General features: G+C 68.2%; 10 protein-coding genes. All 10 read right to left on the reverse strand.

Annotated features, from left to right (window positions below; all coding sequences use genetic code 11):
- Positions 1–1,069 (reverse strand): DUF2252 domain-containing protein (locus ACRDUX_RS27730; RefSeq protein ID WP_526418530.1); only part of this gene is annotated, 1,069 nt, incomplete at its 3' end.
- A 9-nt stretch (positions 1,070–1,078) separates the two neighbouring features.
- On the reverse strand, positions 1,079–2,491 hold the full coding sequence (gene argH, locus ACRDUX_RS27735; protein ID WP_526418532.1) for an argininosuccinate lyase: 1,413 nt from the start codon (positions 2,489–2,491) through the stop codon (positions 1,079–1,081).
- 121 nt (positions 2,492–2,612) lie between these two features.
- Entirely contained in the window at positions 2,613–3,815 is a 1,203-nt protein-coding gene (locus ACRDUX_RS27740) for an argininosuccinate synthase (protein WP_526418534.1), read from the reverse strand.
- Between the two features lie 36 nt (positions 3,816–3,851).
- Positions 3,852–4,328 (reverse strand): arginine repressor, encoded by a 477-nt coding sequence (locus ACRDUX_RS27745; protein ID WP_526418536.1) that lies wholly within the window; start codon positions 4,326–4,328, stop codon positions 3,852–3,854.
- 7 nt (positions 4,329–4,335) lie between these two features.
- Positions 4,336–5,262 (reverse strand): ornithine carbamoyltransferase, encoded by a 927-nt coding sequence (gene argF / locus ACRDUX_RS27750; RefSeq protein WP_526418538.1) that lies wholly within the window; start codon positions 5,260–5,262, stop codon positions 4,336–4,338.
- On the reverse strand, positions 5,259–6,455 hold the full coding sequence (locus tag ACRDUX_RS27755; protein WP_526418540.1) for an acetylornithine transaminase: 1,197 nt from the start codon (positions 6,453–6,455) through the stop codon (positions 5,259–5,261). The genes argF and ACRDUX_RS27755 overlap by 4 nt, the downstream gene beginning before the upstream one ends.
- Positions 6,452–7,327, reverse strand: coding sequence for an acetylglutamate kinase (gene argB, locus ACRDUX_RS27760; RefSeq protein ID WP_526418542.1), 876 nt, complete (start codon positions 7,325–7,327; stop codon positions 6,452–6,454). The genes ACRDUX_RS27755 and argB overlap by 4 nt, the downstream gene beginning before the upstream one ends.
- Positions 7,324–8,559 (reverse strand): bifunctional glutamate N-acetyltransferase/amino-acid acetyltransferase ArgJ, encoded by a 1,236-nt coding sequence (argJ, locus tag ACRDUX_RS27765; protein WP_526418544.1) that lies wholly within the window; start codon positions 8,557–8,559, stop codon positions 7,324–7,326. Before argJ ends, argB begins: the two co-directional genes overlap by 4 nt.
- Positions 8,514–9,563, reverse strand: a complete 1,050-nt coding sequence (argC, locus tag ACRDUX_RS27770; protein ID WP_526418546.1) for an N-acetyl-gamma-glutamyl-phosphate reductase — start codon at positions 9,561–9,563, stop codon at positions 8,514–8,516. The genes argJ and argC overlap by 46 nt, the downstream gene beginning before the upstream one ends.
- Positions 9,564–9,589: 26 nt before the next feature.
- Positions 9,590–11,683 (reverse strand): phenylalanine--tRNA ligase subunit beta (pheT, locus tag ACRDUX_RS27775; RefSeq protein ID WP_526418548.1); only part of this gene is annotated, 2,094 nt, incomplete at its 5' end.

The following is an 11,683-nucleotide window of genomic DNA, read 5'->3' on the forward strand; positions in this document are numbered from 1 at the left end:
CGTAGTAGTCATTCCCCTCAATGCTGGTCCACCCCACGAACAGGTCGGTGGAGCTCTGAATCAACCGCTGGCCATTGACGACTCGCTGACCGTGATGGGTGTACTCACTACTTTCGGTGTACTGCTCGTACACCGATGGGCCAGCCTGTTTGATCTGCAGAAAGAATGGATCGCGCGTGCGACGTTCCTCGAGCAATACGAGATAGACCCGCATGCCGACGCTACCCACGCCGACGACCTGACGGACCGCGTCGGCGAGGTCGAATCGCGTCAACAGGCTCCAGACGTGATCGGGCAGCGACTCGCGGTAGGCGAGGAAGATCTCGTCCGGGTCGGCATCGGTTTCGCCGAAGGCGTGGGTGCGAAAGGGCGGATCTTCGATGATCCGACGGCGGCCGTCGACGACGGTGGTCAACTTCTTCGACGCCCCACGGCTGGTGCGCTTTCGCAGCCGAGACTCCAGCTGACTACCGACTTCGTCGGCGTCGTACGGCGCCAGGTACTTCAGGAGGTCGTCGACGTCGATCTGGTCGTACCAGATATCGATCTCCGGCATCGGTGCGTACCCGTGGATGCGCGTCGAGTAGCCGCGATACGCCGCGGACACAGACTGTCGGCCAACGGATTCCGACAACCCGTGGGCCCGGGCCAGGACGACCAGGGATGCGGCCAGCCGCTTGACGTCCCATTCGAACGGACCGGGCAGCGTCTCGTCGAAGTCACGAAGATCGAAGGACACGTTGCGCTCCGGTGTGTTCCACAGTCCGAAGTTGAGAACGTGTGCGTCGCCGCACATCTGGACGGTGATGCCGGTGTTCGGTGTCGACGCGAGATCTGCCGCCATCACCGCGGCGGCCCCGCGGAAATACGTCCACGGCGATGCGGCCATCCGACCGTGCCGGATGGGCAACAGGTCTTCGGTGCGAATCGCATTCTGGGCCAGGATCGTCGCCAGCGCGTCGTGCCCGCGGCCGTTGGGATCCCAGTCGGCAAGGCTGCGGCGCGGTACCACTTTCCTGGCCGCACGCCCGTCGCCGGCATCGGTGGTGAGATTCGACAGGGGCGACATCGACCAAGACTAGCCGGACAGACGAATCCTGAGCTCGTCTGCGGTGTCCCGGACGATGCCCAGCTGCTTGGCCACCTGTATCGGCGCCGTGCCACCGCGGGCGTCGCGTGAGTTCACCGAACCCGCGACGGTGAGCACTTCGCGGACCTCGGCCGTCAGCCCTGGGTGGATGGCCGCCAGTTCGTCATCCGTGAGTTCCTCGAGTCCCACCCCGCGCGCCTCGGCCGCCTTCACCGCGGCGCCCGCGGCCTCGTGCGCGACGCGGAACGGCAATCCCTGCCGGACAAGCCATTCGGCGACGTCGGTGGCCAGCGTGTACCCCAATGGCGCGAGCTCCGCCATCCGCTCGGCGTCGAAGCGCAGCGTGCCGACCAGTCCGGCCATTGCGGGCAGCAGCATCTCCAGCTGCGCCACGGAGTCGAAGACCGGTTCCTTGTCCTCCTGCAGATCGCGGTTGTAGGCAAGCGGCTGGGCCTTGAGGGTGGCCAGCAGGCCGGCGAGGTTGCCAATCAGGCGGCCCGACTTTCCCCTTGCCAGTTCGGCGATGTCGGGATTCTTCTTCTGGGGCATGATCGAGCTGCCCGTCGACCAGGAGTCGTGCAGCTTGACGTAGCCGAATTCTGTCGTGCTCCAAAGGATGATGTCCTCGGCAAGTCGCGACAGGTCGACGGCGATCATCGCCAGCACGAAGGCCGCCTCCGCGGCGAAGTCGCGGGAAGCCGTTGCGTCGATCGAATTGTCGGCGGCGGCGGTGAATCCGAGGTCCTCGGCGATCGCGTCGGGATCGAGGCCCAGTGAGGACCCTGCGAGCGCCCCCGACCCGTACGGCGATATCGCCGCACGGTCGTCGAAGTCGATGATCCTGTCGACGTCGCGGAGCAGCGGGTGGGCATGCGCAAGGAGGTGGTGCGCCAACAGGATCGGCTGCGCCGACTGCAGATGCGTCTTGCCCGGCATGATCTCCGTGGGATGAGACGCGGCCTGCGTCGCCAGCGCACCGGCGACGTCGAGCACTCCGTTGCCGACGACCCGCATGGCGTCACGGAGCCACATCCGGAAGAGTGTCGCCACCTGATCGTTGCGCGAGCGGCCCGCGCGCAGACGCCCGCCGAGATCCTCGCCTGCCCGCTCGATCAGGCCGCGCTCCAGAGCCCCGTGCACGTCCTCGTCCGACGGCAGGGGCAGGAAGCTGCCGTCGGCGACGTCGTTCCCGAGCGCGTCCAACCCGGCGAGCAGTCCGTCGCGCTGATCGTCGGTCAGCAGCCCGGCCCGGAAGAGCACCAGGGTGTGCGCCTTGGATGCCCTGACGTCGTACGGCGCCAGGGCCCAGTCGAAGTGGGTCGACTTGCTCAGCGCGGCAAGGGCGTCCGACGGGCCGTTGGCGAACCGACCGCCCCACAGCGAGCCCTCGTTGGTACTCACTGACCCGACCCCGGGGGGCTCAACTGCGGCACGAGCGTGCGCCGATGTACGGCCTGAACGGCGTGTCGGCGTACAGACACGCACGCTCGCGGGAAGGAGGGTGGCCAGAAGGAGGGGTGAGTCACTGGCCCGCCAGGTCTCGCTGGGCGGCGATCTTCGACGACAGCCCATGCACGTGCACGAAGCCCTTGGCGCTCGACTGGTCGAACGTGTCGCCCTCGTCGTACGTGGCGAGGTTGAAGTCGTACAGCGATTCGGGGCTGCGTCTGCCGTTGACGGCGATGTGGCCGCCGTGCAACACCAGCCGGATCTCACCCGTCACGTGCTCCTGGGTGTTCGCGACGAACGACTCCAACGCGTTCTTGAGCGGCGAGTACCACAGTCCGTCGTAGACCAGCTCGCCCCAGCGCTGATCGGTGGTCCGCTTGAACCTGGCCAGTTCGCGCTCCAGCGTGACGTGCTCGAGTTCGGTGTGGGCGGTGATCAACACCATGGCGCCTGGGGCCTCGTAGATCTCCCGGCTCTTGATGCCGACCAGCCTGTCCTCGACGACGTCGAGCCGACCCACGCCCTGGGCGCCCGCGCGGCGGTTGAGCTCGACGATGGCCTCCAACACGGTGACGGGCCTACCGTCGATGGAGACAGGCGTGCCCTTTTCGAAGCCCACGATGACCTCGTCGGGTGAGCTCCAGTTGACCGTGGGGTCCTCGGTGTAGTCGTAGACATCCTTGGTGGGGGCGTTCCAAAGGTGTTCCAGGAAGCCGGTTTCCACCGCGCGTCCCCACACGTTCTGGTCGACGGAGAACGGTGACCGCTTGGTGACGTTGATCGGGATCGCGTTCTCCTCGGCGAACGCGATTGCCTTCTCCCGGGTCCACGCATAGTCGCGGACAGGCGCCAGCACCTCGAGATCAGGTGCCAGCGAGGCGAATCCGACCTCGAAGCGCACCTGGTCGTTACCCTTGCCGGTGCACCCGTGGGCGACGATGCCACCGCCATGTTCGCGCGCTGCCTCCACCAGATGCTTGACGATCAGGGGGCGGCTGATCGCGGACACCAGCGGGTAACGGTCCATGTAGAGCGCGTTGCTCTTGATGGTCGGCAGGCAGTACTCCTCGGCGAACTCGTCGCGCGCGTCCACGACGACCGCCTCGACGGCGCCGCAGTCCATGGCGCGCTGCCGCACGACCTCCATGTCCTCACCGCCCTGGCCAAGGTCGATGGCCACCGCCACGACCTCGCGGCCGGTCTCCTTGCCGATCCAGCTGATCGCCACGGAGGTGTCCAGACCACCGGAGTACGCCAGGATGACGCGTTCGGACATTTGATCGATCTCCTTGATTACTTGGGGCTGTTCGGGTTACTGCAAGTCTTCGAGGGTGCTCGCCAGTTCCGCACCGGTCATGGGTTCGCGGGCCACCACCAGGATCGTGTCATCACCGGCGATGGTGCCGACGACGAACGGCAGGGACGACCGGTCGATCGCGGCGGCCAGGTAGTGGGCGGCCCCGGGCGGGGTGCGCAGGACCGCGAGGTTACCGCTGGCATCCGTGGACACCAGCAGGTCACCGAGCAGCTTCGACATCCGGTCGGTCCCCCCGGACACGCCACGCACCGGGCTGCCGTCCTCCGGCACGATGTAGACGCCGGTGCCGCCGTCGGCGCCCCGCAGCTTCACCGCACCGAGCTCTTCGAGATCACGTGACAGCGTGGCCTGGGTGACGTCGATGCCCTCGGCGGCCAGCATCGCTGCCAGTTCGCTCTGACTACGCACCGAGTTGGACGACAGGAGCGTCACGATGCGCGCCTGCCGGCCGGCTCTAGTCGCTGTCGTCATGGCCCCGTCACGACTTCTCCAGAAGCCACACCAGTAGCGCCTTCTGCGCGTGCAGACGGTTCTCGGCCTCGTCCCAGACCGCACTCTGCGGTCCGTCGATGACGTCGTCGGTGATCTCGTGTCCGCGGTGTGCAGGAAGGCAGTGCAAGAGGACGGCGTCGGGATCTGCCAACTTCATCAGCTCGTCGTTCACCTGGAAGGGGCGGAAGGGACGGACCCGGTCGAGGCCGTCGTTCTCCTGGCCCATCGAGGTCCAGGCGTCGGTGACGATGACGTCGGCGCCTTCCGCCCCCGCCCTCGGGTCGGTGGTCACGGTGACCGATGCCCCGGTCTCGGCGGCCCGGCGCTCCGCGGCCGCCACGAACTGTCTGGCGGGCTCGAAACCCGTTGGCGCGGCGATGGTGACGTGGATGCCCGCGGTGACACCGCCCAGCATCAGCGAGTGAGCCATGTTGTTGGCGCCGTCGCCGAAGTAGGTCATCCGCAGCCCAGGAAGAGCACCCTTGCGTTCGGCCAGCGTCTGGAGGTCCGCGAGTACCTGGCACGGGTGGAACTCATCGGACAGCGCGTTGACGATCGGCACCGTCGCACCCGAGGCCATCGCGGTCAGACGTTCCTGCGCGAAGGTGCGCCAGACGATGGCGTCGACGTAGCGCGACAGGACCTGCCCGGTGTCCTCGAGGGTCTCCTCGCGACCGAGTTGCGTACTGCGCCCGTCCACGACCACTGCGTGACCGCCGAGTTGGGCGATTCCCACCTCGAACGAGAATCGCGTCCGAGTGGAGTTCTTCTCGAAGATGACGGCGACGCCGCGGGGTCCCTCCAGCGGGCGCGCGCTGAACGGCGCCTTCTTGAGTTCAGCTGCGAGAGCCAGCACTTCGGCCTGCTCACCCGGCGACAGGTCGTCGTCACGGAGGAAGTTCCTGGCGGTCACTGTGTCTTTCCTGCCGTGTCGAGGATGGCTGGCAGTGCGGTGAGGAACGCCTCGATCTGCGCCTCGGTCACGACCAATGGCGGAGCCAATCGGACGACATCCGGCGCGGCGGCGTTGACGAGAAACCCCGCCTCGCGTGCCGCGAACTCGACCGCCTTGCCCTGCGGTGCGGTCAGGACGATGCCGCGCAGCAGTCCGCGGCCCCTGACGTGGTCGACCAGTGGGTGGCCGATCGCTTCGATGCCGTGGCTGATCGTCTTGCCGAGGACGTCGGCCCGACTGATGAGATCGTCGTCGGCCAGCGTCCGCAGGACCGCGAGCGCGGCGGCCGTGCACACCGGATTGCCGCCGAAGGTGCTGCCGTGCAGGCCCGGGGTCAGCAGGTCGGCAGCGTCGCCGATCGCCAGGCAGGCACCGATCGGCAGCCCGCCGCCCAATCCCTTCGCGAGGGTGATCAGGTCGGGCGTGATGCCGTCGTGCTGGTGGGCGTAGAAGGTTCCCGTGCGACCGACCCCCGTCTGCACTTCGTCGAGAACCAGGAGCGCGCCGTGCTCGGCGGTGATCTCGCGGGCCGCGACGAGGTAGCCCGGCGGCGGTGTGACGACACCGCCCTCCCCCATGATCGGCTCGAGGAAGACCGCGGCGGTCCGGTCCGTGACGGCCGCTGCGAGCGCGGTGGCGTCGCCGTAGGGGACGTGGGTGACGTTGCCGGGCAATGGTTCGAACGGCGCCTGCTTGGCCGGCTGCCCGGTGAGCGACAACGAGCCCATGGTGCGGCCGTGGAAGGCGCCTTCGGCGGCGACGAGTTCGGTGCGTCCGGTGAGGCGGGTGATCTTGAAGGCGACCTCGTTGGCCTCGGTACCCGAGTTGCAGAAGAACACCCGGGCCTTGATCTCGCCGCCGAGATGGGCGACCAACGCCTCGGCCAACGCGATCCCCGGCTCGGTGGCATAGAGATTGGACGTGTGGCCGAGCGTGTTCAGCTGGTTGGTCACGGCCTCGATGACGGCGGGATGGCGGTGTCCGAGCACGTTGACCGCGATGCCGCCAAGCAGGTCCACATAGGATCTGCCATCGGCATCGGTGACGACCGCGCCGTCCCCGCTGACCAACGCGATTGGCGGCGTGCCGTAGTTGTCCATCATCACGGCCTGCCAACGCTCCTGCAGCCCTTGGGTGTTCGTGTTCGTCACTTCATCACCACCTTCGTTCCGGATCCCTCGTTGGTGAACAGTTCAGCAAGCACGCAGTGCTCGACGCGGCCATCGATGACGTGCGCGCTCGGCACGCCACCGGCCACCGCGCGCAGGCAGGCCTCGATCTTGGGCACCATGCCCGATTCGAGCGACGGGAGCAGGCCAGTCAGGGTCGCCACGTCGATCTCGCTGACCAGCGACGCACGGTCGGGCCAGCTGGTGTAGAGGCCTTCGACGTCGGTGAGCATCAGTAGCTTCTCGGCGTTCAGCGCCTCGGCAAGGGCGGCCGCCGCGGTGTCGGCGTTGATGTTGTGCACCACGCCGGCAGCGTCCGGCGCGATGGTCGAGACCACGGGAATACGGCCTGCGGCAATGAGGTCCAGCACCGCTCTGGTGTCGACCTTCTCGACGTCGCCGACGAGCCCGATGTCGGTCGCCACGCCGTCGACGGTCACGCTGCGCCGCACCGCGGTGAACAGGTGCGCGTCCTCACCGGTGATGCCGACGGCATACGGCCCGTGACCGTTGATCAGGCCGACGAGCTCGCGGCCGACCTGCCCGAACAGAACCATCCTTGCGACGTCGAGCACTTCCGGTGTGGTGACCCGAAACCCGCCCTTGAAGTCGCCCTCGATGCCGAGCCGTTTGAGCATGGCGCTGATCTGCGGGCCGCCACCGTGCACGACGACGGGGTGGATGCCGCAGTTGCGCAGGAACACCATGTCGGCGGCGAACGCGGCCTTGAGGACGTCGTCGGTCATTGCGTTTCCGCCGTACTTGACGACGACGATCTTGCCGTGCAGCTGCTTGAGCCACGGCAGGGCCTCGGCCAGCACCCCCGCCTTCGTCTCGACATCCGTGACGGTCACGAGGAGTAGGCCGAGTTCTCTTCGACGTAGGCGTGGGAGAGATCCGTGGTGCGAATGGTCGCCTCGCCGGTGCCGACGCCGAGTCCGACGACGACGGAGATCTCGGCACCGGACAGGTCCACCTCGCGTGCGCCAGGAGCGCCGGCGCCGTCCACGCACACTGGAGAACCGTTGAAGGACACGCTGATCCGGTCCGGGGCCATGTCGACCGGCGCCATCCCGACTGCCGCGAGAACCCGGCCCCAGTTGGCGTCGGAACCGAAGATGGCCGTCTTGACCAGGCTGTCGCGGGCGATGACACGTGCCGCGACGAGCGCGTCCTCCTCGCTGGCGGCACCGTTGACGGTGACGGCGACGCGCTTGGTGACGCCCTCGGCGTCCGCCTGCAGTTGCAGGCAGAGGTCGTCACAGACGGCGAGAACGGCGGCGTCGAGATCGGCTTGGCTGGGCGCGATCTCACTGGCGCCGGAGGCGAGCAGCAGCACGGTGTCGTTGGTCGAGCAGCTGCCGTCGATGTCGAGCCGGTCGAAGGTGCGGGCAGCGGCGTTGCGCAGCGCGCGGTCGAGCGCGTCGGCGTCGGCCACCGCATCGGTGGTGATGACGCACAGCATGGTGGCCAGCGATGGCGCCATCATGCCCGCTCCCTTCGCCATGCCGCCGACCGTCCAACTGCCCTCGTGGTGCAGCGCAACCTGTTTCGCGACGGTGTCGGTGGTCATGATGGCCTGGGCCGCCTCGGCCCCACCGGTCAGACCGCCCGCCATCTCGTGCACGATGTCCTTGACGCCGCCGAGGACCTTGTCCATGGGCAGCCGGTCACCGATCAGTCCGGTCGAGCAGACGGCGACTTCGATGGCTCCGGTCTCGGTTCCCCAGTCGGAAAGGGCGTTGGCGACGGCTTCTGCGGTCGCGTGGGCGTCCTGGAAGCCCAGCGGTCCCGTGCAGGCGTTGGCCCCGCCTGAGTTCAGGATGACAGCGCGCAGACGCTTGGTGGTCATCACCTGCTGCGTCCACAGCACTGGGGCGGCCTTGACCTTGTTGCGGGTGAACACCGCGGCGGCGCCGTAGTCGGGACCCTCGTTGAAGACCAGGGCCAGATCCGGTTTGCCGGAGACCTTGATGCCCGCCGCGATGCCGGTCGCCCGGAAGCCAGAAGGAGCGGTCACGCCCTGGTTGCGCACTAAGTTCACGGTGCCACCCCCACAGTCGAAAGTCCTTCCGTCTCCGGCCATCCCAGCGCCAGGTTCATCGACTGCACGGCTGCCCCTCCAGTTCCCTTGACCAGGTTGTCGATTGCGCACAGGGCCACCAACACGCCGGCGTCCGCATCGACGGCGACGGCGACCTGGGCGGCGTTGCTACCGATCACCGATCCGGTGGTCGGCAGGCGTCCCTCTGGCAGCAGATGAACGAACGGTTCGTGGGCGTACATCTTTTCGTACGCGGCCCGAATCTCCGACAAAGGTGCGTCGGTTCGCGCCGTGCACGTGGCGAGGATGCCGCGCGACGTCGGAATGAGCACGGGCGTGAAGGATACGGTGACGTCCTTGCCGCTGACCGTGCGCAGACCCTGCGCGATCTCGGGTGTGTGCCGGTGCGCCCCGGCGACGCTGTACGCCCTCGCCGACCCGATCACCTCCGAACCCAGGAGGTCGACCTTCGCGGCACGGCCCGCCCCGGACGTGCCGCTCACCGCCACTACCGTCACGGCAGGCTCGACGAGCTCCCCAGCCAGTGCGGGCAGCAGCGCGAGAAGGGCGGCCGTCGGGTAGCAACCTGGAACGGCGACCCGCTTGGTGACCCGCAGCGCCTCCCGCCCGCCCGGCAACTCGGGTAGCCCGTAGGGCCAGCTGCCCGCGTGGGCAGAGCCGTAGAACCTCTCCCACGCCGCGGGGTCGGTGAGCCGGAAGTCGGCGCCACAGTCCACGATCAGGGTGTCGGATCCGAGTTGCTCGGCCAGCGCGGCGGAGTGCCCGTGCGGCAGAGCCAGGAACACCACGTCGTGACCGGCCAGCACGTCGACATCAGTCGACTCGAGAACCCGGTCGGCCAGTGGCAACAGGTGCGGGTGGTGCTCGGTGACGCCGGTTCCCGCGCTGGCCGCGGCCGTCAACGCCCCGATGGTCAGGCGACCGTCCGCAAGGGCGGGGTGACCGAGCAGCAGGCGCAGGATCTCGCCCCCCGCATAGCCGCTGGCACCCGCCACCGCTACTGAGATCATGCAGCGATTCTGCATGGTTATGCAGGCAGGTGCAAATTCATTTATCGGCGCTGTACGGCGCCGACGCGTTGGACGGCCGCGGCGACCGCCGCATCGCGTGCCGCGCTCGCCTCGTCCTCGGTCAACGTCCGGTCGGGCGCGCGGAACCGCAAGGCCAGCGCCAGGGACTTGTTCCCCTCACCGACCTGCGGACCGACGTACACGTCGAACACCCTGACGTCCTCGAGCAGCTCGCCTGCCCCGTCGCGCACCGCGTCGGCGACGTCCTGTGCGGCGACATCAGCAGCCACGATGAGGCTGACGTCCTGGAACACGGCGGGGAACGGGGACACCGCGGGGGCGGGCAGGCGTTCGGTCACGGGGACGGCACTGAGGTCGAGTTCCACGGCGCAAACGCCCTTCGGCAGGCCCGTGCGCTCGATGACCGCGGGGTGCAACTGGCCCGCATGACCGATCACCTCGCCGCCGAGGACGATCTCCGCGCAGCGCCCCGGATGCCACGGCAGCAGCTGCGTGGCGCGGAAGTCGAACTCGACTCCGCAGGCCCGGCCGATGACGCGCACCGCCTCGAACGCGTCCACTGCGTCGACCGGACGCCCTGGCCCCCATGGGCCCGCCGGCTCGCGCAGGCCGGTGAGGACGGCGCCGACGTGCAATGGCTGCCGGGGCAGCGCCGCGTCGATGGTCGCGATCTCGGCATCGGTGGGACGACGGTCGACGGGGAGCCGCTCGACGGTCTTGGTCTGCGCGGTGGCCAGCACCACCTGCTCGATGCCGAACAACGCGATGTCCGGGGCGCCGCGGGAAACGTTGCGGACCAATGCCTCGAGCAGGCCCGGCAGCAATGTGGTCGCGAGCTGGGGGCGGTCGGCCTCCAGCGGGTTGAGCACCGTCATGGTGGCGCGCCGGTAGTCGTCGTCGGGCAGTCCCCATGCGTCGAAGATTCCCGCCGGCAGGAACGGTGTCGGCAGGACTTCCACGAAACCGTTGAGCGCCAACGATCTTCCGATCGCCCGCCGGCGCTGCTGAGCGGGGGTCAGTCCGCGCCCTGCCGGCGCAGGCGGCAGCACCGAGGGGATCTTCTCGAGACCTTCGAGTCGCAATACCTCTTCGACAAGGTCGGCGGGCAGCTTGAGATCGGTCCGCCAACTCGGCGGCACGACCGTGACGTGCCCGTCGGAAACCGTTACCCGACCGCCGATCTGGGTCAGTCGCCGCACCGTCGCGCCGTCCTCGTAGCGCACGCCCGCCGTCCGGTCCGGCAGATCCTCTGGCATGGCGACCGACTCCGGCGACCAATCGTCGCGCGGTGGGTCACCACGCCAATCGGTGAGCGTCGGCTCGACGGTTCCGTTGGCGATGTCCGCCAGCAGGCTGGCGCAACGATCAAGCGCTGCAACGGAGATCGCCGGGTCGACGGTGCGCTCGTAACGGCGGCCCGCTTCGCTGACGAGGTGCAGCCTGCGCTGGGTGCGCGACACGGCCGCCGGGTCCCACACCGCGGCCTCGAGCAATACGTCGGTGGTGCTTTCCCGCACCTCGGTGGTGCCCGCGCCCATCACACCGCCGATGGCAGCGGTCGCGACGTCGTCGACGATCAGCACGTCACCGGGATCGAGCCGACGCTCGACGTCGTCCAGGGTGATCACCGTCTCCCCCGGCTTCGCGAAACGCACGTCGAAACCGCCCGTGATGAGGCTGCGGTCGTGGGCGTGCATCGGGTGCCCGATCTCGAGCATGACGTAATTCGTCACGTCGACGGCGGGCGAAATGGCCCGGATCCCGCTCAACATCAGCCGTCGTCGGAGCCACCATGGAGACACCGCGGTCGGGTCGATTCCGGTGACGGGACGGAGCCCGAATCGTCGAACACCGGTACCGGATTGAACCGTCAGCGGCCAGGCATCGCCCGTGGCGGGCAACGGCTCGACGTCCGCCGGGTCGACGAAGTCGAGATCGTAGGCGCATGCGATCTCCCGAGCCATCCCGCGGACGGAGAGGCAGTAACCACGGTCGGGCGTGATGGCGAGGTCGAACACGACGTCGGCGAGGCCGAGGACGTCAGCCGCGGGATCGCCCGGTTCGGCGGTGCCGGGGGGTAACACCAGAATTCCGGAATGCTCGGAGCCCAGGTT

This window comes from Mycobacterium sp. (genome assembly GCF_050701675.1).
Taxonomy (GTDB): Bacteria; Actinomycetota; Actinomycetes; order Mycobacteriales; family Mycobacteriaceae; genus Mycobacterium.

Bases quoted from the DNA above. Each gene is read 5' to 3' on its own strand.
- argC (WP_526418546.1), bottom strand. From the start codon at position 9,563: ATGCAGAATCGCTGCATGATCTCAGTAGCGGTGGCGGGTGCCAGCGGC.
- ACRDUX_RS27745 (WP_526418536.1), bottom strand. From the start codon at position 4,328: ATGACGACAGCGACTAGAGCCGGCCGGCAGGCGCGCATCGTGACGCTC.
- ACRDUX_RS27740 (WP_526418534.1), bottom strand. From the start codon at position 3,815: ATGTCCGAACGCGTCATCCTGGCGTACTCCGGTGGTCTGGACACCTCC.
- argJ (WP_526418544.1), bottom strand. From the start codon at position 8,559: ATGGCCGGAGACGGAAGGACTTTCGACTGTGGGGGTGGCACCGTGAAC.